A 22399-nucleotide genomic window follows, 5' to 3' on the forward strand; every position below is an offset into this window, starting at 1 on the left:
GTGAAGGAGTTCAACCATGCCAGAACGTCATGTCGATGGACCGCTGCAACCGGGTGATCGCGCACCGAACATCGTGCTGGATGCCATCACCCGCGAAGGGAAGATCGCGCTCGATGATTTTCGCGGGCAAAGTCCGATATTGGTCGGCCTGTTTCGAGGCCTGCACTGCCCGTTCTGCCGCCGCCATATCGCGGCCCAGGCGCAGCTTGACGCGGCCCTGCGCGACAAGGGCGTTGAAAGTCTGACGGTCGTCAATACGCCGATCGAGCGCGCTCGGCTCTACTTCCGTTATCACCCGTTGCCCAATCTGCTTGCCGCGTCCGATCCCGAGCGGGTCTCGCACCGCGCGTTCGGCCTGCCCAATCTCGAGTTCACCGAGAAGGAAACCGAGTGGCCGCGCAAGGTGGGCATGGATGTGGTCATGGGCATGCAAGTTGACATTCCCGGAGAATTGCCCGGGCCGATGAATCGTTTGGCAGCCGCCGAGCAGCTCAACAACAAGGATGGCTACGAGATGATGGAGGCCGATCAGCGCATGGCTGCAACCGGCCAGGGCCAGCTATTCGGCCAGTTCCTGCTCGATCGGGAAGGGGTCGTGCGCTGGGCCTTTACAGAAGTTCCGGAAGGCGGCCAGCGCATGTTCGGGATGCCGAGCCCGGGTGAGTTGATGTCGGCGGCTTCGCAGGTGGCGGGCTAGACATCGTCGCGCGGTTGGCGTGGTGCTCTCGACCGCAGCAGGCACGAGCCGGTGCGCTCGAGGTGGTGCCGCCGTTTTCGCGCCCACGCCTGCGCGTGACGAACGATTAATCCGAGCGCACTTAATCCGAGCGCACAATGACCGACATTCAGGAAAGGCTCCTCGAAAGCAAGATGACCGAGATCGAGCGGGCCCGATCCTGGAGCCCCCGCGTGATCTCCAAATTCGAAACGCTCATCAGGAGCGGTGACGATCTATCGCTCTACCGCGTCAATCCGCTGGCATTCGCGCGCGACCGCGCCATTGCAGAGCCGGAAAGCATTGACCTGTTTCTCTATGCGACGAGAAGCGGGCTATTCGAGATGAGCTGGGATGTTGTTTGTCCCCAATCCGGGATGGTGCTCGATAGCTTCGGCGCCTTGCGCACGCTCAAGACCCACTATGTTTGTGGTTTGTGCGACGTCACTGGCGAAACCGATCTCGACGACTTCATAGAGGTCACGTTTACGGTGTCGCCCCAGCTTCGGCGGCTTCCGTTTCACGATCCTGCCTCCCTCTCGGTCGAGGATTTCCATTGGAAGCTTCGATTTCTGAATGACGCGCGGATACCTGGCCAACAAATCCGATTTCTCGACTATTTGCATGCGTTCGTTCGCGGCCTTTCGTTCTTGCCGCCAGGCTCCGCCACGACCATTCGTTGCGAACTCGGTCCCGGCGCTCTGGCGGGGGTCAATATTCAAACCCAGGCTGCGTTCGCCGTTGCGGTGGCCGGCGAGCCGACAACCTCGCCGACAATCTTGCGAGTTGGATACGATGGGCAGCGCTTTTCCCCCTCGCTGGCCGCCGTGCCGCCCGGCCCCGTCATTGTCGAGGCGGAGAACCGCGGATCCACGCGAGGCTCCCTGCTCCTGATCAACTGGCCGCCTGAGGTTTTGGCTCAAGCGATCAAGCCGCCGCTTGATTTCGAGCCCTACATGTCCGGCGGGATGTTGCTCGCGAGACAGACGTTTCGCCGCCTGTTCCGGTCAGAACGCGTGGACGAAAGGGAGGGCCTGGGAATCCGGCAGGTGACCCTGCTGTTCACGGATCTCAAAGGTTCGACCGCCATGTACGAACGGCTCGGCGATCTCAATGCCTATGCGCTGGTCCGCGAACATTTTGCTTTGCTCGGTGCGACCGTTCAGGAACATTCCGGTGCCATCGTCAAGACGATCGGCGATGCAGTCATGGCGGTCTTCTCTCGCCCGACAGACGCGATCTCGGCGGCGCTCCACATATTGGGGGAAATCGAACGCTACAATTCCGACCACGGCGATCCGAGCATCATCCTGAAGATTGGAGCCCATTGCGGCCCCTCCATCGCCGTGACCCTGAACGACAATCTGGATTATTTCGGCCAGACCGTAAATGTTGCCGCGCGTGTCCAGTCGCTGGCGGATGCGGGCGAGATTTGTATCTCGGAGGCGCTGTATTCGGCGCCGGGAGTGAGCGATCTCCTTTCCGGGCATGCAATCGCGGTGTTTGAAGCTCCTCTTCGCGGCGTTGAAGGAAATGCCAGCGTGTATCGTGTCGTGCCCGGGTAGGACCCTTACCTCCCTTGCCGGGGCAGCTTCTCCGCGAGCGCGGCTGCCATCGCCGAGATCAGAGGCCGCATGAAATAGGCTTCATCGGCCGGCGAGACGTCCGTGCGCAGTCCATGGGCAGCAAGCTCACCCGAAACCGCCGGGCCCACCGACGCAATCAGCGTCCGGTCGAAGCCGGCGCGCAGCTTCGCCTCGCTGCCATGCGCCTTGGCGGCCTCGATCAGGCGGCGGACCTGGCCGAGATTGGTGAGCGCGACGGCATCGATCCGCCCCGCGGCCATGTCGTCGATGGCGGTGACGATGTTGGCATCCGCTGCCTTGGAATCGTAGGCATAGGGCAGCACGGCATCGACCTCGGCGCCTTGCGCGGCAAGGGCGCCGATCAGCGCGCCATGGTCCTTGTCGGGATAGAGCTGAAGGCCAAGGCGCCGGCCCTTCAGGTCGAGCTTGCCCAGCATCTCCATCACGCCCTCGGTGGTCGGCTTGCCCGTGGTCTGCTGCGCTTCGAGGCCGACCTCGCGCAGCGCCTTGCCGGGCTTCGGGCCGCGGGTGAATTTTCGCGATCCGGCGAGGGCTGCGACAAACGCGCCGTCGAGCCCACGCGCCCGCGCGAGCTTCATGATCCGCCGAAGGCCTTCGCCGGTCATCAGCACAAGGTCGTCAAGGGGCTTGTCGGTGGCGCGGCGGATCCAGGCCTCGACCGGAGCAGGGTCCGGTGCATCCTGGATGGTAAACATCGGGCATTGCACGACCTCGGCGCCTTGCTCGCCCAGAAGCTTCGAGAACTGCGCCTCCTCGCGCGTTTCCAGGATCAGGATGCGGTAGCCGTTCAAGCGTTCGGCCATGGGCGTACTCCGGGCAGTTAAAGCAGTCGTCCGTTCATCCTGACTCCGCGCTTCAGGTCGAAGCAAGTCTTGGGATTGGCGCAAGGGGACGTCGGTGATAGAGCAGGGCGCAAATCGCGGGTCGTTCCGCATCATTTGCCCAAACCTTCATCAAGAGCCAAGCCTGTTCATCAACATGCCCGATCATCAATATGTCCTGACCCTGTCCTGTCCGGATCGTCCCGGCATCGTCTCGGCGGTGTCGACGTTTCTCGCCCACAACGGACAGAACATTCTCGATGCTCAGCAGTTCGACGACATCGAGACCAAGCAGTTCTTCATGCGCGTGGTGTTCACCGCGGCCGATCTCGCCGTGGAACTGTCGGCGCTGCAGACCGGCTTTGCCGCGATCGCCGAGCGTTTCGGCATGGACTGGCAGATGCGCGATCGGGCCGCGCATCGCAAGGTGATGCTGCTGGTGTCGAAGTCGGACCACTGCCTGGTCGACATCCTCTATCGCTGGCGCACCGGCGAACTGCCGATGACGCTTGCCGCCATCGTCTCCAACCATCCGCGCGAGGTCTATGGCGGGCTCGATTTCGGCGGCATTCCGTTCCACCATCTGCCGGTGACCAAGGAGACCAAGCGCGAGCAGGAGGCACAGATCCTCGACCTCGTCGCCAAGACCAGGACCGATCTGGTCGTGCTCGCCCGCTACATGCAGATCCTGTCGGACGATCTGTCGGCGCAGCTTTCGGGGCGCTGCATCAACATCCATCACTCGTTCCTGCCGGGCTTCAAGGGCGCAAAGCCCTATCACCAGGCCCATGAGCGCGGCGTCAAGCTGATCGGCGCCACCGCGCATTACGTCACGCGCGATCTCGACGAAGGTCCGATCATCGACCAGGACGTCGAGCGCATCAGCCATCGCGACACGCCTGAGGATCTCGTTCGCAAGGGCCGCGATATCGAGCGTCGCGTGCTGGCCCGCGCGATCCGCTACCACCTCGACGACCGCGTCATTCTCAACGGCCGCAAGACCGTGGTGTTTGTGGATTAGCGAATAGTGAGTGGCGAGTAGCGAATAGAAGGGGTGGCCATGTTCGCCACTCCCTATTCGCCATTCGCTCCCTTAGCGCACCGCGCCAGCCGGCGCTGTCCCGGTCGCGCCCTTCTGCGCCTGCTCTTCCTTCTCGCGATCCGCCGCCGGCAGCAGCCGCTTGCGTTCGCGCTCCTTCATGTAGGCGTCGTATTGCGGCGTGCCCGCTCGCGGCGGGGCATCGGCCGGCAGCCCGCCGGCCCATTGCGGGATGGAGTCGCCCATGCCGGCGGAGAGTCTTTCGTTGACGGTGCCGCAGCCGGCAAGGTTGGAAGCCAGCAAGGCAACGACGGCAGCGATTGAAGGCAAACGGATACGCATGAGCATCTTCTGGGTCGAGCTGGACCGGGCGCGGATGACCGGCGCCCGATGGGCGCCAGCGGCGCACTCTAGTCCTCAACAAGTAAAATTGGCCTATTCGACGACGGATTTGTTTGTATACATAATGGTAAAATAATACGCAATTTTAGGCGTTGATTGGGTCTCTTTAGGTGGTACGGTATACAGTCCGTATTCTCGGCGGGGGCAATCGGAGTTGGGAATTTCGATCTCGTCGTCCGGCGAATGTTCGAATTCTGCAAAGCGGAGGCGGATTTCTCCAGCCACGTCGCCGCCGGGCGCTCTTACCGTGCAGTATCGACCCGGAGGGACCCGGCTCGCACAGCGAAAGGCTTTCTTGTTGACAGGGCCATTTTATTTGTACAATCGTACAAATATCTCCTCCGCCGTCGATCCCGATCGCGCGGCTTGCGCCGAATGGTCGCCCAACGTCCGATTGACAACGGGGTTGCAGAGGACGCCATGTGGCCGCGCGGCATGGCTTGTCCGTAGGTTAGAGCGCGGCAAGGACCGGGTACTCGGTCTGGCGCACAACAGGTCAGGAATGAAGGGGAGGGACATCTGATGTTCGAACGCAGAATTTTTTCACGCACCGTAGCAGCAGCCGCCATCGCGGGCGTTGCAGGCCTTGCGTCTGCCAAGGCCGAGGACACCGTCAAGGTCGGCCTGATCCTGCCGATGACCGGCGGCCAGGCTTCGACCGGCAAGCAGATCGAGAACGCGATCAAGCTCTACATGCAGCAGAAGGGCGACACCGTCGCCGGCAAGAAGATCGAGATCATCCTCAAGGACGACGCCGCGATCCCGGACAAGACCAAGACCGCCGCGCAGGAGCTGATCGTCAACGACAAGGTCAACTTCATCGCCGGCTTCGGCGTGACGCCGGCCGCGCTGGCTGCCGCGCCGCTGGCGACGCAAGCCAAGATCCCGGAAGTCGTGATGGCGGCCGGCACCTCCATCATCACCGAGCGCTCGCCCTATATCGTGCGCACCAGCTTCACGCTGGCGCAGTCCTCGACCATCATCGGCGACTGGGCGGTGAAGAACGGCATCAAGAAAGTGGCGACGCTCACCTCCGACTACGCGCCGGGCAATGACGCGCTCAACTTCTTCAAGCAGAATTTCACCGCAGGCGGCGGCGAGGTGGTTGAAGAAGTCAAGACGCCGCTGCAAAACCCGGACTTCGCGCCGTTTCTGCAGCGCATGAAGGACGCCAAGCCGGACGCGATCTTCGTGTTCGTGCCGGCCGGCCAGGGTGGCAACTTCATGAAGCAGTATGCCGAGCGCGGCCTCGACAAGGCCGGCATCAAGGTGATCGGGCCGGGCGACGTCACCGACGACGACCTGCTCAACAACATGGGCGACGCCGTGCTCGGCACGGTCACCGCGCATCTCTACTCCGCGGCGCACCCCTCGCAGATGAACAAGGATTTCGTGGCAGCCTACAAGAAGGCGTTCGGCAATCGTCCGGGCTTCATGGCGGTGAGCGGGTATGACGGCATCCACCTGATTTATGAGGCGCTCAAGAAGACGAATGGCGACACCGACGGCACCAAGCTGGTCGAGGCCATGAAGGGCCAGAAGTGGGAGAGCCCGCGCGGCCCGATCTCGATCGACCCCGAGACCCGCGACATCGTCCAGAACATCTACATCCGCAAGGTCGAGAAGGTCGACGGCGAGCTCTACAACGTCGAGTTCGCGACCTTCGAGGCCGTCAAGGATCTCGGCAAGACCAAGAAGTGACCCGCGAAAGCGGGGCATCCCGGGGCGCGCATTAGCGCGAACCCGGGATATTATGCCCCTTGCTCCGCGTCATGCCCGGGCTTGCCCCGGGCATCCACGCGAAGCCAGGAAAACAAAGTCCGGACAAGAACCTGGATGGCCGGGACAAGCCCGGCCATGACGATAACTCTAAGCTGAGACGATGACCTCTATCCTCACCAACCTGTTCGATGGCGTTGCCTACGGCATGCTGCTGTTTGTGCTCGCGTGCGGGCTTGCGGTCACGCTTGGATTGATGAACTTCGTCAATCTCGCCCATGGCGCCTTCGCCATGGCCGGCGGCTATGTCTGCATGGTGCTGGTCAACCGGATGGGCTGGCCGTTCTTCGCAGCACTCCCGCTCGCTTTCGTCTCCTCTGCCGCGATCGGCATCGCGCTCGAACGGACGCTGTACCGCCACCTCTATACGCGCAGCCATCTCGATCAGGTGCTGTTCACCATCGGCCTGACCTTCATGTCGGTTGCCGCCGTCGACTATATCCAGGGCTCCTCGCGCGTCTTCATCAACCTGCCGGCGGCACTTCAGGGGCAGTTCGACCTGTTCGGCGTCGGCATCGGCCGCTACCGGCTGATGATCATCGTGATCTGCGGCCTGCTCACCATCGCGCTGCAGATGGTGCTGGCCAAGACCCGCTTCGGCAGCCGCCTGCGCGCCGCCGTCGATGACCCGCGCGCCGCAAGCGGCCTCGGCATCAACGTGCCGCAGGTGTTCGCCTTCACCTTTGCCTTTGGCTGCGGGCTTGCCGGCCTCGGCGGCGCACTGAGCGCTGAGATCCTCGGCCTCGATCCGTATTTCCCGCTGAAGTTCATGATCTACTTCCTGATCGTGGTCACCGTCGGCGGCTCGTCCTCGATCACCGGCCCGTTCCTCGCCTCGCTCCTGCTCGGTATCGGCGACGTCGCCGGCAAATATTACGTGCCGAAGATGGGCCCCTTCGTGATCTACACCATGATGATCGTGATCCTGATCTGGCGTCCGAACGGCCTGTTCGGCCGCACGGCCGCGCGTTGAGTTCGCCGATGAGTGCTTCCTCCGACGTCGGTCATCACGCCCAGCGCCACGCGCGATGGCACTACGGCGAAGTCGCCTTCTGGCTGATCGTGCTGGCCTGCGGCTTTGCATTTCCCACGCGCTATCTGATCATGACCGACATCCTGCGGCTGGCGCTGTTTGCGATGTCGCTCGATCTCATCCTCGGCTATGCCGGCATCGTCTCGCTCGGGCATGCTGCCTTCTTCGGCGTCGGCGCCTATGCCGCGGGGCTTCTCGCGCTTCATGGTATCGTGAACGAGCCCGTGCTGGCGCTGATCGTCGCTGGCCTGGCCGCCATGGTGCTCGGCTTTGCCACCAGTTTCCTGGTGATCCGCGGCGTCGATCTGACGCGCCTGATGGTGACACTCGGCATCGCGCTGCTGCTGGAAGCGCTCGCCGAGCGCTTCTCCAACATCACCGGCGGTACCGACGGCCTGCAGGGCATCGAGATGCAGCCGATCTTCGGCCAGATTCCCTTCGATATGTTCGGCAAGGCCGGTTTCTTCTATTCGCTGGCTGTCCTGTTCCTGCTCTTCCTGTTCGCCCGCCGCGTGGTGCATTCGCCGTTCGGCCTGTCGCTGCGCGCGATCAAGAACAATCCGCTGCGCGCCGCCGCGATCGGCATTCCCGTCAACCGCCGCCTGATCGCGATCTACACGCTCGCGGCGTTCTATGCCGGCGTCGCGGGCGCGCTGTTCACCCAGACCACGGCGATCGCCTCGCTCGACGTGTTTGCCTTCGAACGCTCCGCCGATCTGATGCTGGTGCTCGTCATCGGCGGCACCGGTTACCTCTACGGCGGACTGGTTGGCGCGGTGATCTTCCGCATGCTCCAGGAAGTGTTCTCCACCATCACCCCGCAGTACTGGCAATTCTGGATCGGTCTCGTGCTGGTCGTGATCGTGCTGGTCGGCCGTCAGCGCCTGCACCGCTGGGTGCTGTACGTACCCAATCTGGTCATCAGGCAGATTGCGGGACGCAAGGCCGTCGTCGCCGTGCCGGAGAGCGACGCATGACCATCGTGCTCGAAACCCAAAATCTCGAAAAGCAGTTCGGCGGCCTGCGCGTCACCCGCGACCTGTCCTTGAAGATCGAGCAGGGCGCTCGCCACGCGCTGATTGGCCCGAACGGCGCCGGCAAGACCACGGTCATCAACCAGCTCACCGGCGTGCTCAAGCCGAATTCGGGCCGCATCCTGCTCGAAGGCCAGGACATCACCGATCTTCCCGTGCACAAGCGTGTGCTGCGCGGCCTGTCGCGCACCTTCCAGATCAACCAGCTCTATCCTGACCTGACGCCGCTCGAGACCATTGGCCTTGCCGTTTCCGAGCGGCTCGGGCATGGCGGCGACTGGTGGCGGCGGATGGGCACGCGCAGCGACGTCAACGGCGAGATCGCCGATCTGCTCACGCGCTTCCACCTGCTCGACGTCATGAACGAACAGACCGTGACGCTGCCCTACGGCAAGCAGCGCCTGCTCGAGATCGCGGTCGCGATCGCCGCCAAGCCGCGTGTGCTGCTGCTCGATGAGCCCGCCGCCGGCGTGCCCGAGAGCGAGCGCCACGACATTCTCGCGGTCGTCGGCAGCCTGCCGCGCGACGTCACCGTGCTGTTGATCGAGCACGACATGGACCTCGTGTTCTCCTTCGCCGACCGCATCTCCGTGCTGGTTTCGGGCGCGCTGCTCACCGAGGGGCCGCCCGAGCAGGTCGCGCGCGATCCGCAGGTCAAGGCCGTCTATCTCGGCGAGGAGGCGGTCAATGTCTGACCTGCTCGCGATCGAGGCCCTGCGCGCCGGCTACGGCGAGGCGGTGGTGCTGCCCAACATGTCCCTGCGCCTCGCCGAGGGCCAGGTGCTGGCGCTGTTGGGCCGCAACGGCACCGGCAAGACCACGCTGATCAATTCGATCGTCGGCGTCACCCGCCGCTTCTCAGGCAGCGTGGCGCTCGCCGGCACCGATGTCACTTCGCTCCGGCCTGACCAGCGGGCGCGCGCCGGCATCGGCTGGGTGCCGCAGGAGCGCAACATCTTTCGCTCGCTCACTGTGGAAGAGAACATGACCGCGGTGGCGCAGCCCGGTCCCTGGTCGGTCGAGAAGGTCTACGAGATGTTCCCGCGGCTGAAGGAGCGGCGGAGCAATTTCGGCAACCAGCTCTCCGGCGGCGAGCAGCAGATGCTGGCGATCGGCCGCGCGCTCACCCTCAATCCGAAAGTGCTGTTGCTGGACGAGCCGACAGAGGGCCTTGCCCCCATCATTGTCGAGGAGCTCTTGAAGGCGATTGGCAGCATCACGCGGGCAGGCGGCATCTGCTCGATCATCGTCGAACAGAATGCCCAAAAGATTCTGGGGCTGGCCGACCGCGTTGTGATATTGGAGCGCGGGACGATCGTCCACGATGCTCCGAGCGCCGCGCTGAAAACCGACCCCTCGGTCCTGGAACGCCATCTCGGCGTCGCCGGGGCGGCGGCTCACTAAACTAAAATGTCCAGGGAGTAAGACATGCAGCGAACCAAAGCCCCCTTCCGCGCCGACGAGGTCGGCAGCCTCCTGCGTCCGGCCAAGATCAAGGAAGCCCGTAGCCGGCTCGAGAAGGGCGAGATCTCGGCCGACGATCTGCGCAAGATCGAGGACATGGAGATCGAGAAGGTCGTGCACAAGCAGGCCTCGATCGGGCTCAAGCTCGCGACCGACGGCGAGTTCCGCCGCTCATGGTGGCATTTCGACTTCCTGGCCAAGCTCACCGGCTGCGAGCTGTTTCATCCCGACACCGGCATCCAGTTCGCAGGCGTGCAGACCCGGCACGACGCGGTGCGGGTGATCGACAAGCTCGACTTTCCCGACGACCACCCGATGCTGGACCACTTCCGCTTCCTGAAGAAGGTCGCCGACCAGGCCCACGTCACCGCCAAGATGACGATACCTTCGCCGGCAGTGCTGCACTTCCGCGGCGGCCGCAAGTCGATTTCCAAGGACGTCTATCCCGATCTTGAGGCCTTCTACGAAGACCTCGGCAAGACCTACCGGAAAGCCGTCAAAGCGTTCTACGATGCCGGCTGCCGCTATCTCCAGTTCGACGACACCGTGTGGGCCTATCTCTGCTCGCAGGATGAACTGCAGAAGGCGCGCGAGCGCGGCGACAATCCGGACGGTCTCCAGCAGATCTATGCCCGCATCATCAACTACGCGCTGGCCGAGAAGCCCGCCGACATGGTGGTGACGACGCATGTCTGCCGTGGCAATTTCCGTTCGACCTGGATTTCTTCGGGCGGCTATGAGCCGGTTGCCGAGACCATGCTCGCCGGCACCAATTACGACGGCTATTTCCTCGAATATGACAGCGACCGCGCCGGCGGCTTCGAGCCGCTGCGCTTCCTGCCCAAGGGCAACAAGGTCGTCGTGGTCGGCGTCATCACCTCGAAGTTCGGAGAGCTCGAGAAGAAGGACGACATCAAGCGCCGTCTGGAAGAAGCCGCCAAGTTCGCCCCGCTGGAGCAACTAGCGCTGTCGCCGCAATGCGGCTTTGCCTCGACGGAAGAGGGCAACGTCCTCTCCGAGGAAGAGCAGTGGGCGAAGCTGAGCCTTGCGGTCGAGATCGCGAAGGAAGTGTGGGGCAACTGACGGGCAGCGCTCGCCTCGCTCCTGTCCCGGACGCGCTGCAACGCGCTTAGCGTTGCGGTGCAGAGCCGGGACCCAGAAAGCAACGAGCTGCCCCCGCGGGAAAATGGGCCCCGGTTCTGCAGCGCACCGCTGAACTGGACGATGCTACGCATCGCCAGGAAAGCGCTGCGCTGCGTCCGGGGCACGAGACCATCTCACTTCTCCGCCAGATAGACCTCGCCCAGCAGCGACGAGTTCGACCACGGCACCTGCTTGTTCTTGGTGCTCGAAACCACCTCCGCCCGCACCCGCGTCAGCATCTGCTGTACCTCCAACCCCGGGGTGCCGAGATGGCGAGACAACGCGGCAGAGAACGGCGAATTCGCGCCTTCGCCGTCGAGCGCGACCTGGCCCGGCGCGGTCGCGAATGCGATCAGCGTGCCGGCCCCTAACGTCGCGCCGCTGCCGAGGCTCGTCGGTGCAGCGAGACCCGAAGCGCCCTCGATGCCGCGACTGCTGCCGGCGGATGCGACCTGCTGCGCCATGGGATTGTTGCGGCAGGCATCGAAGATCAGGATGTTGGTGCGAACCTGGTCGTCGAGGCCGGCCATGATCGTGTCCATGTCGATCATCGCTTCTGTCATGCCCGTGCCCGGCTTGAGTTCGACGTCGACGGGAATGAGGTAGTTGCGGCCGTCGACCTGCACGCCATGGCCGGCATAATAGACCACCGCCACCTGCGCCCGTGCGGCCTCGCGCAGGAAGTCGCGCGTCATCTTCTGCATCGCGGCACGGTCGAGATCGACGCCCTCCGATACGGTGAAGCCGATCTCGCGCAGGCTCTTTGCGACCGCACGGGCATCGCTGGACGGGTTGGGTAGTGCCTTGACGTGTTGATAGGCGCCGTTGCCGATAATCAGCGCCATGCGCTTGCCGCGGCCGCTCGCGAGCGGAGATGGCGAGGGCGCCGGCGTCGCGGTCGCCTGCTGCTGTGACGGCGTGCCGGGCTGCTGCGCGATCGACATCGGCGCGTCGCGCGGGACCGGTGCGGGCGCTTCGGTGACGAGCGAGAGCCGCACCTTTGCGGTGGCCTGATTGGCCTTGCTGCCGGCGTCCGACGCCACGACCGCGAGCGCCGCCTTGTAGTCCTCGCGCGCGCTTGCGTAGTCACCCTTCGCTTCATAGGCCAGCGCGCGATGGGTGTAGCCGGAGATCAGCACGCTGTTCGGCGGCGTCATGATGTTGGCCGGCGGTTTGTCCCTGGCGAGCCGGATCGCCTCGCTGCCGTCGGCGATGGCGCGATCGAGATCGCCCTTGGCGCGCCAGATCGCGGTGCGGTTGATCAGCGGCTGCGGCAGCGAGGGGTCTAACCGGATCGCCTGGTTGATGTCGGCGAGCGCGTCGTCGAGATCGCCGAGCGCCTGTTTCGAGATGCCGCGGTTCTGGAACGAGAACGCCGATTTCGGATCGGCCTTGATCGACATGTCGTAATCGGCAATGGCCTTGGCATAGTCGTGCTTGCCGCGCCAGGCGTTGCCGCGATTGTGGAAGATGATGCCGCTGGGCGGTCCGAGTTTCAGCGCGTCGTCGAAATCGGCGATCGCGATGTCGTAGTCGCCCTTGTCGTAATAGGCCGAGCCCCTGAGATTATAGGCCGCCTGGCTCGGCTGGAGCCGGATCGCTTCGGTGGCGTCGGTGATGACTTTTGCGTAGTCGCCCTTCTTGTTCCAGCCCACCGCGCGCCAGAAATGGATCGTCGCAAGCTGCTCGCCTCGAAACACCTTCAAGGCGATGATCTTGTTGCAGGCGTCGATCATCTTGTCCGCTGGCGTCGTGTCGGTGGTGCAGAGCGGCCCAAGCTGGCTGCGCGCCTGCGCGAAGCTGGGTGCGGACCAGGGCAGGGCGGCAAGCAGAGCGGGGATCAGCAGCAGGCGGCGCACGCAGACCTCGGCGACAGGCGGATTTCGACGGTGGTTTCAGCCGTTTGGTCGCGCCGGCCTATGTCCCGGTTCACGCCCGGGCTTACCCAGGCAGCCGCAAGTCACTTCCTTGGCTGCCGGGTCCGGATCTCCATCGATCCACGCGCCATCTGCACCTCAAACCGCGACAGGAAGCTCATGCCGAGGAGGCCGTCGATGCCTGGCCCATAACTCTTGTCGTCGCTGCTCTGAACCGCGATCGGCACGTTGGTCGCCTCGAGCTTGCCCAGCGCGACCTTGTCGGCTTTGGTGAGCTTAGCCTTGATCTGCCCGTTGGCGGTGTTCAGCGTGATCTCGCTTGCGCCGCCGTCTGCAATCTTGGCCTTGCTCGCGAAGGACGACTTCACCGACACGTAGCTCGCACCGGTGTCGAGCACGAACAGCCCGCGCACGCCGTTGATCTCCGCCTTGGCGGTGACGACATCTCTCTGTCCCTGCAATGGGAAGCTCTCCTTGCGGAGCTCGTTCGATGAGACGCAATTACCCTGCCGCTCATAGTCGGCGATGATCTTCTGGGTCTTGCTGGTGTCGCGCGTGGCGGGATCGAACGCAACCCAACGGTTGATCGGCGCTGTCGCCTCGCAGAACTGCTTCAAGGCGGCGTAGGCGTTGGCCATGCGCAGGAACACGCTGCTGGACACCATCGTCTTGTCGCCGGCGAAAAGCTCAATCGTGTCGGAGTAATCGGTCAGCGCGCGGCGATAGTCGCCGGCACCATCCAGCGCCATGCCGCGCAGGTAGCGCGCGGTTTGGTCGGATGGGGCGCGCCTGACGTACTCGTCCGCCGCTTCGACGGCTTTCGGGTAGTCGGTCAGTCTTATGTAGATGCTGACTGCCTTGTTCAGTGCGGTCAGCGGCGCCCCGCAGTGCTTGACGAAATTGAAGAGTCCGTCAGCGGCCTGTCGCCGATAGCCGAGCTTGTCGAGCCACTGCGCAAGATCATCGATGCTCTTCTGGTCGCAGGGCTCGCGCTTGAGCTCTTCCAGCTTCAGCCAGACGGACGGGTCGCGCGTGGCGGCGACCGGGAGTGGCCCGATGCGCGCATAGACGGACTGGAAGACTTCGTCGGGATTGTCGGCCAGGTAGCCCGCGTGACCAGTACCTGAGAGTGCAGCGAGCAACACCACTGCAAGCCAAAACGACCTCAACATATCCAGCCCCGAACATCCCGTCCGCCATGTATACCGATAAGTGTAGGCACGGCCAGACGCACGACGGGAGTGTCCCCAATCGGCGTAGCACCGCCAATCGACAGCACGTGGAGCAATTCCAGGGTATTCCCTGAGTGGGCAGAATTTGTTAGAGAACAGTGCCCAACAGGTCTGCCCACCAAGTTCCCACCGATGAAAAACGACGAAATCCTGAGCCAGATCACGGAGTTCTGCCGCAAGGCGGACATGGCGGAATCGACGTTCGGCCGGCGGGCGGTGAACGATGGGAAGCTGGTGCATCGCCTGCGCGAGGGCAAGCGCATCACCATCGATACGCTGGACCGGATCCAGGCCTATATGGCGGCATCGATGGCCGGCGGCGTTCCGCCGCCGCGCGGGCTTCAGGTGCCGCCCGAAAAGCGCGATCCACGCGGCAATTTCCGTTTCTTCGAGAATCGCCAGAAGTACCTGCTGTTCGTCCACACCTGCAGCGAGAAGCGGGTGGTCGCCGACAGGGTCGCACTGGAGCTTTCCTCCATCCATCCGCGCCCACCGGCCTTGCGCGTGTTCGACGCCGGCGTGGGCGACGGCACGGTGCTGGCGCGGGTGCTGCGCGCGACGCATCAGCGCTACCCGCACATGCCGTTCTACGTCGCCGGCAAGGAGCTCAGCCTGGAAGACCTGCGCCTGACGCTGGAGAAGGTGCCGGACCGCATTTTCGAGCATCCCGCGTCGGTTTTCGTCTTCACCAACATGTTCTACTCGGAGGCGCCCTGGCTGACGCCGGCATCGCCGGCGGCGGCGGCTGCGACCGTCTGGCACGAGGTCCCGCTGCGGGGCGCCTCTTCAGGTGAGTTCGAGCAGCAGATCGCGGAGCTGAGACCGTTCCTGGAGCAGAACTGGCGCGCCGCGATCAGCCCACGCACGGCCATGCCGCTGTACGAACGGCCGGTCGTCCTGGTGCTCTATCGCGAGGACCACAGATTCCTGCTGGATTCGACCATTCCGCGGCCGGGCCAGACCGAGGCCAATTTCGACCTCGTCATCGCATCCCAGCCCTACCGCGCCCTGTCCTCGGTCAATTTCCGGGCAAAGCGGATCATCGCGCCTCTGGCGCGGGCGCTTCGGCCGGGAGGCCGGCTGATCGGAATCCACTCCCACGGCCAGGATCCGGGCATGGAAATGATCCAGGCGATCTGGCCAGGAGAAAATCCTTTCGCCGTGAGCCGTCATGAGCTATTGCGCGCCGTTAAGTATGAACTTGGCTCGTTGGGCCGCGACTTAAATTTTAATGCATATGCGGATAACCGCTCGATCTTCAGGTATGATATGGAAGCGCTGCCCAACGAGGTAACCGGGACGATCGGAACCTCGACAGCCTTTGCAGCGTGGAATGCGGCGGTGTATGTCGCTCAGATTGAGGACGACCGGTTGACAGAAATGACTCAAAACGGCCGCACTCTGGATGCCGCCAGGGACGTGCTGCGGAAGTACAATGGGCTCTGGTTTCTCGACGAATCCTACGTCATCTCGCGCCGGCGTGATTGACATCATCCACAGGTAAACATCGCAAACGCCCGCCGGTTTAGCGGCGGAACAAGGGGTTACTGATGCGCGCGTCCTATCTCTTCACCAGCGAGTCCGTGTCCGAGGGCCATCCGGACAAGGTGTGCGACCGGATCTCCGACGAGATCGTCGATCTGTTCTACCGCGAAGGGCCGAAGGCCGGCATCGACCCCTGGCAGATCCGCGCCGCCTGCGAGACCCTGGCGACCACCAACAAAGTGGTGATCGCCGGTGAGACCCGCGGTCCGAAGTCGGTGACCAACGAGCAGATCGAGGGCGTCGTCCGGGGTGCGATCAAGGACATCGGCTACGAGCAGGAAGGTTTCCACTGGAAGACCTGCGACATCGAGATTCTGCTGCATCCGCAGTCGGCCGACATCGCCCAGGGCGTTGATGCGCTTCAGCCGGGCGAGGTCAAAGAAGAGGGCGCGGGCGACCAGGGCATCATGTTCGGTTACGCCACCAACGAGACGCCAGATCTGATGCCGGCGCCGATCTTCTACGCCCACAAGATCCTTCGCCTGATCTCGGAAGCCCGTCACTCCGGCAAGGAGAAGGTGCTCGGTCCGGACTCCAAGAGCCAGGTCACCGTGCAGTACGAGAACGGCAAGCCCGTCGGCGTGCGCGAGATCGTGGTTTCGCATCAGCACCTGGTCGAGGACATCTCGTCCAAGCAGATTCGCGACATCGTCGAGCCCTATGTGCGCGAGGCGCTGCCGAAGGACTGGATCACGCCGAAGACGATCTGGCACATCAACCCGACCGGCAAGTTCTTCATCGGCGGTCCCGATGGTGACTCCGGCCTGACTGGCCGTAAGATCATCGTCGACACCTATGGTGGCGCGGCCCCGCATGGCGGCGGCGCGTTCTCCGGCAAGGATCCGACCAAGGTCGACCGCTCCGCGGCTTATGCTGCGCGCTACGTCGCCAAGAACATCGTTGCCGCCGGCCTTGCCGACCGCTGCACGCTCCAGCTCGCCTACGCCATCGGCGTGGCGCGGCCGCTGTCGATCTACATCGACACCCACGGCACCGGTAAGGTGCCGGAGGAGCAGCTCGAGAAGGCGGCGGCGCAGGCGATGGATCTGACGCCCCGTGGCATCCGCAGCCATCTCGACCTCAACCGCCCGATCTACGCGCGCACCTCGGCCTACGGCCATTTCGGCCGCACGCCCGACAACGAGGGCGGCTTCTCCTGGGAGAAGACCGACCTCGTCGAGCAGCTCAAGCGCGCGCTCTGATTCACTTGCGTCATTCCGGGGCGCCGCAACAGCGGCGAACCCGGAATCTCGAACTGCCTGATTCCGGGTTCGCTCGTTTCACGAGCGGGTCCGGAATGACGAGCCAAACAAACAGGAACCTCCAATGAACGCGAAGCCCGGCTTCACCGATTACATCGTCAAGGACATTTCGCTCGCCGATTTCGGCCGCAAGGAGCTCTCGCTCGCCGAGACCGAGATGCCCGGTCTGATGGCCACCCGCGAAGAGTACGGCCCGAAGCAGCCGCTGAAGGGCGCGCGCATCGCCGGCTCCTTGCACATGACGATCCAGACCGGCGTGCTGATCGAGACGCTGGCCGCCCTCGGCGCCGACATTCGCTGGGTCTCCTGCAACATCTATTCGACGCAGGACCACGCTGCGGCCGCGATCGCTGCCGCCGGCATTCCCGTCTTCGCCGTCAAGGGCGAGACGCTGACCGAGTACTGGGACTACACCGCAAAACTGTTCGACTGGCACGGCGGCGGTCACCCGAACATGATCCTCGACGACGGTGGTGACGCCACCATGTACGTCCATCTCGGTCTGCGCGCCGAGAACGGCGACGCTGCGTTCCTGGACAAGCCGGGTTCGGAAGAAGAGGAAGTCTTCTTCGCGCTGCTGAAGAAGCAGCTCAAGGAAAAGCCCAAGGGCTACTTCGCCGAGATCGCCAAGAGCATCAAGGGCGTGTCCGAAGAGACCACCACGGGCGTGCATCGTCTCTATGACATGCAGAAGGCCGGCACGCTGCTGTGGCCCGCCATCAACGTCAACGACAGCGTCACCAAGTCGAAGTTCGACAATCTCTATGGCTGCCGTGAATCGCTGGTCGACGGCATCCGCCGCGGCACCGACGTGATGATGTCGGGTAAGGTTGCGATGGTCGCCGGCTTCGGCGACGTCGGCAAGGGTTCGGCCGCCTCGCTGCGCCAGGCCGGCTGCCGCGTGATGGTGTCGGAAGTCGATCCGATCTGCGCGCTGCAGGCCGCGATGGAAGGCTACGAAGTCGTGACCATGGAAGACGCAGCTCCCCGCGCCGACATCTTTGTCACCGCGACCGGCAACAAGGACATCATCACCATCGAACACATGCGCGCGATGAAGGATCGCGCCATCGTCTGCAACATCGGTCACTTCGACAACGAGATCCAGATCGCGGGTCTGCGTAACCTGAAGTGGACCAACATCAAGCCGCAGGTCGACGAGATCGAATTTCCGGACAAGCACCGCATCATCATGCTGTCGGAAGGCCGCCTCGTGAACCTCGGCAACGCGATGGGCCATCCGTCCTTCGTGATGTCGGCCTCCTTCACCAACCAGACCCTGGCGCAGATCGAGCTGTTCGCCAATAACAAGGACGGCAAGTACAAGAAGGAAGTCTACGTGCTGCCGAAGTCGCTCGACGAGAAGGTCGCGCGCCTGCACCTCGCCAAGATCGGCGTCAAGCTCACCGAGCTGCGCAAGGACCAGGCCGACTATATCGGCGTGAAGCAGGAAGGCCCGTACAAGTCGGACCACTACCGCTACTGAGGCGCAGCGCGCGTCAAGAACGCACGAAGCCCCGGAGCAATCCGGGGCTTTTTTTCGGCCTCACGCTGTTGTCGGTCACGCGACCGGCGGACCTCCAGGCTTGCGCGCAAGGACCAGCATGGCCGAAGTCCTTGCGCCAAGCGTGCGACGAAGCAACTCAAAGCCTGTGATCGCCATCAACGGGAGGCGTGACTTCATCGGATTGAACCATTCCGCAAGCTTCGGCATCGGCAGGACCGTGTTGTAGCGCAAGCCATGGCGGAACGAGTGAAGCCAGAAGGAATGTCCGGTCTGGTAGAAAATGCCCGCTGGCTCCAGTCCGGCCTTCTCGACCGCCCGCCCGATGCTCTTGCTGTTAAAGAGGGTCCAATGCCGGGGAATATGAAGTCCGCCCCACCAGCCATTGGAGAAGAGCCGGCGATCGATCGAGTCGGTGTTCGGAGTCTCGAGCGCAAGGACTCCGCCAGGAGATAGCCACTCCGTTAACTTGCGCATCACGGCGATCGGATCTTCCACATGTTCGATCACGTGAAACATCGTGATGAGATCGATCGTGCCCGGTTCGATCTCGGTGCAGTCCTCGACGCGTCCCGCCCAAACCCTGAACCCGTCACTCTGAAGTTTGGGCAGCGCCGGCGAGGGCAAGTCCATGCCATAGATGCGGTCCCGCGACATCCCCCGTTCCGCGAACTGGTAGAGATAGCGGCCATCGCCGCAGCCGACGTCCAGATAGCTGGTCGGTTTTTTCTCCATCCGCTTGGTGATCCCGGCAAGCTTGATGCGATCGAGCATCGCCTTGCCTTTGAGAATGACGGCCGGCAGCTTTTCCGACATATCGTAGGCATAGTAGGTTGGCGGATAGATCGTGGACAGCTCACCGTTTGCCGGTCGCGGATCGATCCAGACCGCTTCACACTCGGTGCACTGGAAAAAGGTCCAAAGATTGCGGCACGTCTCGATTTCATAATCGAATCCGTGCGCATATTCGCGCCGATGATCGGACCCGCAAACGGGACAATGACTGACGCGCACCGTCTCGATCAGTGGTGCGTTCGTATCGTAGTTCGGCGGAAGACCAATGCCTCGCTCAAGCATGGGATTGCTCGGGCATGACAATTGCGGCGTTGCTCCGCCGCCAATTGGCATACGAGATCAGGTAGCCGACATACGATTTTCGCCACACAAGCCGCGTGTCGCCTTTCCTTGCGATCTCCGAGGTGCGTATCAGACGATCAGCCTCGGGCAGGTTGTAGTACGGGATGCTCGGCCAAAGATGGTGAGCCATATGATAGTTCATGTTGTGAGGGGCGAAGAACAGCTTCTCGAACCAATTGCTCTCGTAGGTGATCAATCGCATCGAGCTGTCTGCGTCTTCATCGGCGATCATCATCGAATGCTCGCAGAATACGCGCACGAGATCGGCGCGGTAGGCAAGGGCGTAGGTTGGCGCAAGCCAGAGGCACGGATAAGCCCAGGCTCCGATCGAATAGCTCAGGCCACCAATCAGAGCGAGTTGCCAGGCGGCCAGAAGAAGGATGTCTCGGAGCCGATAGGGCTCGGAGGGTTCGACGGGACTAGCGACGGAGTGGGGCGATCGCTTGAAAAACACATTCCTGACGGCCGTCACAAGCGGGCTGACGCCACTTAGGAATGCCATGAAGGGGATGACCACATCCTTGCCCTCGTGCACATATTTGAAACGATCGGGGTCGTCCGCGAGGCACGTTGAATGATGGTGCGTCATGTGGTTGCGACGATTGATCCGCGTGATTGCGCCGATCGAGGCGGTCATCGTCAGGTCATTCCAGAGATCATTGAGGGTAACCGATCGAAAGAGTCTGCGATGGAGCCCATCATGCATAATGATGTAGAGGCCATAGAAATTCACACCGACGACGAAGAAGGCGAGGACGGCTGTGGCAAAGTTCGGCCACAGCGCGACCATCGTCCAGGCCGCTACGATCAATGTCCAGTGGACCACCGTCGCCAAGACGGGAACCCACGGTCTTATCTCGTTGAGCCGTCTGAGGTCTGACGGCGTGATCAGATTAGCGCGAAACGGCGAATAGGCCTGGACCGACATTTCACGGTGCTCCCAGCGCAGGTCGTTCAAGCGGTCGAAGTACTACCCGCAATGGAAGGGAATATAAAGTAGTTCTACTAGCAAAAGGCCGACTCGATCGCCGGATTAGTCTGTCGTTTGCCGTGGATACACGTTCCAGCCGCTCCGCGGTTGGAGCCGGTTCCGAGCGAGCCAATGCCTTGGAGCCGTGCGCGGGGCGACGTCGTTGGCGCGCGCTGGGAATGCGCGTAGACCAACAAGAAGACCAAAAAGGTCGCGAAGACGCCGAAGTTCGATTTCTGGCGCTTTCAGGACGGGAAGGCGGTGAATTCCACGAGGATTTCGACACCACCTGGGTCTACAGTGTGACCATCTCCTGACGGTTGCAATTCGGCGCGGCGCTGCCCATGCTGTGCCCAGGGAGAGCGCCATGGCCGAAGCCGCAGAACATCTCGACGTCATCATCGTCGGTGCCGGCCTGTCAGGCATCGGCGCGGGCTATCATCTTCAGACCAAGTGTCCCACCAAGAGCTACCTCATCCTGGAGGGGCGCGACTGCATCGGCGGCACCTGGGATCTGTTCCGCTATCCCGGCATCCGCTCCGACAGCGACATGTTCACGCTCGGCTATTCGTTCAAGCCGTGGACCGATCCGAAGGCGATCGCGGATGGGCCGCAGATCCTGAACTATGTGCGCGAGACCGCGGCCGAGAACGGCATCGAGAAGCACATCCGCTTCCGCCATCGCGTCAAACGGGCTTCGTGGTCGACGCCGGACGCACGCTGGACCATTGAGGCCGAGCGCATCTCGGGCGACGGCGCGACCGAGCTGGTGTGCTTCACCTGCAATTTCTTATTTCTGTGCTCGGGCTATTACAAATACGAGGCGGGCTACACGCCGGAGTTCAAGGGCGCCGCTGATTTCGCCGGCCGGATCGTCCATCCGCAGAAATGGACCGAGGACATCGACTACGCGGGCAAGCGCGTCGTGGTGATCGGCTCGGGCGCGACCGCGGTGACGCTGGTGCCGGAGCTCGCCAAGAAGGCGGCGCAGGTCACCATGCTGCAGCGCTCGCCGACCTACGTGGTGTCGCGCCCTGCGCAGGATCCCGTCGCCAACAAGATCCGCCGTAATCTGCCGACGCGGCTTGCCTATCATGTCATCCGCTGGCGCAACGTGATGTGGGGGATGTTCTTCTTCCAGCTCAGCCGGCGGCGGCCTGCGAAGGTCAAGGAGCTCGTCCTCAAGGGCGTGCAGATGGCGCTTGGCCCGGACTACGACGTCGCCACCCATTTCACGCCGCGCTACAATCCCTGGGACCAGCGGCTCTGCCTGGTGCCTGACGGCGACCTGTTCAAGGCGATCCGCGAGCAGCGCGCCTCCGTCGTCACCAGCGAGATCGACACGTTCACGCGGGACGGGATTCGCCTGAAGGATGGCAGCGAGCTTGCCGCCGACATCATCGTGACGGCGACCGGGCTGGTGCTCCAGGTCGTCGGCGGTCTCGACGTCAGTGTCGACGGCCGTGCCGTGGATTTCGCCAATACGCTGACCTACAAGGGCATGATGTATGCCGACGTGCCCAACATGGCCTCGGCCTTCGGCTACACCAATGCGTCCTGGACGCTGAAATGCGATCTCACCTGCGAATATGTCTGCCGTCTCATCAATTACATGGACCGGCACAATTTCCGCCAGTGCATGCCGCATAACGACGATCCCGAAATCACCGCGCAGCCGTCGCTGGACTTCACCTCGGGATATGTGCAGCGCTCGGTCGCCAAGATGCCGAAGCAGGGCTCGAAGCAGCCGTGGCGGCTGTACCAGAACTACGCGCTCGACATCGTCTCCCTGCGCTTCGGCCGGATCGACGACGGCGTGATGCGATATTCCTGAA

The 22399-nt window shown here is 63.0% G+C and carries 19 protein-coding genes; 13 read left to right on the forward strand and 6 right to left on the reverse strand.

The genetic code is table 11. The annotated features are described in order from the left end of the window. Nucleotides 1-16 precede the first annotated feature (16 nt). Both XI04_RS01970 and XI04_RS01975 read left to right on the forward strand, forming a co-directional pair. Entirely contained in the window at nt 17-697 is a 681-nt protein-coding gene (locus tag XI04_RS01970) for a redoxin domain-containing protein (protein ID WP_028143358.1), read from the forward strand. A gap of 137 nt (nt 698-834) precedes the next feature. Next, nucleotides 835-2280: an adenylate/guanylate cyclase domain-containing protein gene (locus XI04_RS01975; RefSeq protein WP_028143357.1), complete on the forward strand. Its 1446-nt coding sequence runs from the start codon at nt 835-837 to the stop codon at nt 2278-2280. 5 nt (nt 2281-2285) lie between these two features. Here the strand turns inward: XI04_RS01975 and XI04_RS01980 are convergent, their stop codons facing one another. Next, on the reverse strand, nt 2286-3125 hold the full coding sequence (locus tag XI04_RS01980; protein ID WP_028143356.1) for a uroporphyrinogen-III synthase: 840 nt from the start codon (nt 3123-3125) through the stop codon (nt 2286-2288). A gap of 175 nt (nt 3126-3300) precedes the next feature. Between XI04_RS01980 and purU the strand changes: the two genes are divergently transcribed. Beyond that, a complete protein-coding gene (purU, locus tag XI04_RS01985) occupies nt 3301-4164 on the forward strand; it encodes a formyltetrahydrofolate deformylase (protein WP_028143355.1) in 864 nt (287 codons plus the stop codon). A 72-nt stretch (nt 4165-4236) separates the two neighbouring features. Here the strand turns inward: purU and XI04_RS01990 are convergent, their stop codons facing one another. Next, nucleotides 4237-4530 carry a hypothetical protein gene (locus XI04_RS01990; protein WP_028143354.1) on the reverse strand — a complete coding sequence of 98 codons (294 nt, stop codon included), beginning with the start codon at nt 4528-4530 and terminating at the stop codon, nt 4237-4239. 576 nt (nt 4531-5106) lie between these two features. On the opposite strand from XI04_RS01990, the gene XI04_RS01995 reads away from it, so the two are divergent. The 6 genes from XI04_RS01995 (at nt 5107) to XI04_RS02020 (ending at nt 10977) form a co-directional block, all read left to right on the forward strand. Continuing rightward, the gene (locus XI04_RS01995) at nt 5107-6285 is read left to right on the forward strand and encodes an ABC transporter substrate-binding protein (protein WP_038949020.1); all 1179 of its coding nucleotides are present in this window, start codon (nt 5107-5109) and stop codon (nt 6283-6285) included. 181 nt (nt 6286-6466) lie between these two features. Next, nucleotides 6467-7336 (forward strand): branched-chain amino acid ABC transporter permease, encoded by an 870-nt coding sequence (locus XI04_RS02000; RefSeq protein WP_028143352.1) that lies wholly within the window; start codon nt 6467-6469, stop codon nt 7334-7336. Nucleotides 7337-7344: 8 nt separating this feature from the next. Further along, nucleotides 7345-8373, forward strand: coding sequence for a branched-chain amino acid ABC transporter permease (locus XI04_RS02005; RefSeq protein ID WP_095425617.1), 1029 nt, complete (start codon nt 7345-7347; stop codon nt 8371-8373). After that, complete coding sequence (locus tag XI04_RS02010) at nt 8370-9125, forward strand: ABC transporter ATP-binding protein (protein ID WP_028143350.1); 756 nt, start codon at nt 8370-8372, stop codon at nt 9123-9125. The genes XI04_RS02005 and XI04_RS02010 overlap by 4 nt, the downstream gene beginning before the upstream one ends. After that, nucleotides 9118-9834, forward strand: coding sequence for an ABC transporter ATP-binding protein (locus XI04_RS02015; RefSeq protein ID WP_271608786.1), 717 nt, complete (start codon nt 9118-9120; stop codon nt 9832-9834). Before XI04_RS02010 ends, XI04_RS02015 begins: the two co-directional genes overlap by 8 nt. Nucleotides 9835-9858: 24 nt before the next feature. After that, on the forward strand, nt 9859-10977 hold the full coding sequence (locus XI04_RS02020) for a cobalamin-independent methionine synthase II family protein (RefSeq protein ID WP_038949024.1): 1119 nt from the start codon (nt 9859-9861) through the stop codon (nt 10975-10977). Nucleotides 10978-11171: 194 nt separating this feature from the next. Here XI04_RS02020 and XI04_RS02025 read toward each other — a convergent pair whose 3' ends face one another. Further along, nucleotides 11172-12896, reverse strand: coding sequence for a caspase family protein (locus XI04_RS02025; protein WP_271608785.1), 1725 nt, complete (start codon nt 12894-12896; stop codon nt 11172-11174). Nucleotides 12897-12997: 101 nt separating this feature from the next. Continuing rightward, nucleotides 12998-14086 carry a TIGR02281 family clan AA aspartic protease gene (locus XI04_RS02030; protein WP_271608784.1) on the reverse strand — a complete coding sequence of 363 codons (1089 nt, stop codon included), beginning with the start codon at nt 14084-14086 and terminating at the stop codon, nt 12998-13000. A 192-nt stretch (nt 14087-14278) separates the two neighbouring features. Here XI04_RS02030 and XI04_RS02035 point away from each other — a divergent pair, with 192 nt between their 5' ends. From XI04_RS02035 to ahcY, 3 genes are all read left to right on the forward strand, one after another. After that, entirely contained in the window at nt 14279-15634 is a 1356-nt protein-coding gene (locus XI04_RS02035; RefSeq protein WP_028143346.1) for a hypothetical protein, read from the forward strand. A 62-nt stretch (nt 15635-15696) separates the two neighbouring features. Next, the gene (gene metK, locus XI04_RS02040; RefSeq protein ID WP_028143345.1) at nt 15697-16893 is read left to right on the forward strand and encodes a methionine adenosyltransferase; all 1197 of its coding nucleotides are present in this window, start codon (nt 15697-15699) and stop codon (nt 16891-16893) included. A gap of 124 nt (nt 16894-17017) precedes the next feature. Beyond that, nucleotides 17018-18439, forward strand: coding sequence for an adenosylhomocysteinase (gene ahcY / locus XI04_RS02045; protein WP_028143344.1), 1422 nt, complete (start codon nt 17018-17020; stop codon nt 18437-18439). Between the two features lie 75 nt (nt 18440-18514). Here the strand turns inward: ahcY and XI04_RS02050 are convergent, their stop codons facing one another. Next, a complete protein-coding gene (locus tag XI04_RS02050; RefSeq protein ID WP_028143343.1) occupies nt 18515-19534 on the reverse strand; it encodes a class I SAM-dependent methyltransferase in 1020 nt (339 codons plus the stop codon). Then, nucleotides 19527-20522 (reverse strand): fatty acid desaturase, encoded by a 996-nt coding sequence (locus tag XI04_RS02055; RefSeq protein WP_080670205.1) that lies wholly within the window; start codon nt 20520-20522, stop codon nt 19527-19529. The genes XI04_RS02050 and XI04_RS02055 overlap by 8 nt, the downstream gene beginning before the upstream one ends. A gap of 409 nt (nt 20523-20931) precedes the next feature. Here XI04_RS02055 and XI04_RS02060 point away from each other — a divergent pair, with 409 nt between their 5' ends. Then, nucleotides 20932-22398 carry a flavin-containing monooxygenase gene (locus XI04_RS02060; RefSeq protein ID WP_097668503.1) on the forward strand — a complete coding sequence of 489 codons (1467 nt, stop codon included), beginning with the start codon at nt 20932-20934 and terminating at the stop codon, nt 22396-22398. Nucleotide 22399: the final 1 nt, after the last annotated feature.

The organism is Bradyrhizobium sp. CCBAU 11430, assembly GCF_028128855.1.
Classification (GTDB): Bacteria; Pseudomonadota; Alphaproteobacteria; order Rhizobiales; family Xanthobacteraceae; genus Bradyrhizobium; species Bradyrhizobium ottawaense.

What these genes read in the sequence shown, in the direction of transcription:
- XI04_RS01970 (WP_028143358.1), top strand. Translation starts at nt 17, where the DNA reads ATGCCAGAACGTCATGTCGATGGACCGCTGCAACCGGGTGATCGCGCA.
- XI04_RS01975 (WP_028143357.1), top strand. Translation starts at nt 835, where the DNA reads ATGACCGACATTCAGGAAAGGCTCCTCGAAAGCAAGATGACCGAGATC.
- XI04_RS01980 (WP_028143356.1), bottom strand. Translation starts at nt 3,125, where the DNA reads ATGGCCGAACGCTTGAACGGCTACCGCATCCTGATCCTGGAAACGCGC.
- purU (WP_028143355.1), top strand. Translation starts at nt 3,301, where the DNA reads ATGCCCGATCATCAATATGTCCTGACCCTGTCCTGTCCGGATCGTCCC.
- XI04_RS01990 (WP_028143354.1), bottom strand. Translation starts at nt 4,530, where the DNA reads ATGCTCATGCGTATCCGTTTGCCTTCAATCGCTGCCGTCGTTGCCTTG.
- XI04_RS01995 (WP_038949020.1), top strand. Translation starts at nt 5,107, where the DNA reads ATGTTCGAACGCAGAATTTTTTCACGCACCGTAGCAGCAGCCGCCATC.
- XI04_RS02000 (WP_028143352.1), top strand. Translation starts at nt 6,467, where the DNA reads ATGACCTCTATCCTCACCAACCTGTTCGATGGCGTTGCCTACGGCATG.
- XI04_RS02005 (WP_095425617.1), top strand. Translation starts at nt 7,345, where the DNA reads ATGAGTGCTTCCTCCGACGTCGGTCATCACGCCCAGCGCCACGCGCGA.
- XI04_RS02010 (WP_028143350.1), top strand. Translation starts at nt 8,370, where the DNA reads ATGACCATCGTGCTCGAAACCCAAAATCTCGAAAAGCAGTTCGGCGGC.
- XI04_RS02015 (WP_271608786.1), top strand. Translation starts at nt 9,118, where the DNA reads ATGTCTGACCTGCTCGCGATCGAGGCCCTGCGCGCCGGCTACGGCGAG.
- XI04_RS02020 (WP_038949024.1), top strand. Translation starts at nt 9,859, where the DNA reads ATGCAGCGAACCAAAGCCCCCTTCCGCGCCGACGAGGTCGGCAGCCTC.
- XI04_RS02030 (WP_271608784.1), bottom strand. Translation starts at nt 14,086, where the DNA reads ATGTTGAGGTCGTTTTGGCTTGCAGTGGTGTTGCTCGCTGCACTCTCA.
- XI04_RS02035 (WP_028143346.1), top strand. Translation starts at nt 14,279, where the DNA reads ATGAAAAACGACGAAATCCTGAGCCAGATCACGGAGTTCTGCCGCAAG.
- metK (WP_028143345.1), top strand. Translation starts at nt 15,697, where the DNA reads ATGCGCGCGTCCTATCTCTTCACCAGCGAGTCCGTGTCCGAGGGCCAT.
- ahcY (WP_028143344.1), top strand. Translation starts at nt 17,018, where the DNA reads ATGAACGCGAAGCCCGGCTTCACCGATTACATCGTCAAGGACATTTCG.
- XI04_RS02050 (WP_028143343.1), bottom strand. Translation starts at nt 19,534, where the DNA reads ATGCTTGAGCGAGGCATTGGTCTTCCGCCGAACTACGATACGAACGCA.
- XI04_RS02055 (WP_080670205.1), bottom strand. Translation starts at nt 20,522, where the DNA reads ATGTCGGTCCAGGCCTATTCGCCGTTTCGCGCTAATCTGATCACGCCG.
- XI04_RS02060 (WP_097668503.1), top strand. Translation starts at nt 20,932, where the DNA reads ATGGCCGAAGCCGCAGAACATCTCGACGTCATCATCGTCGGTGCCGGC.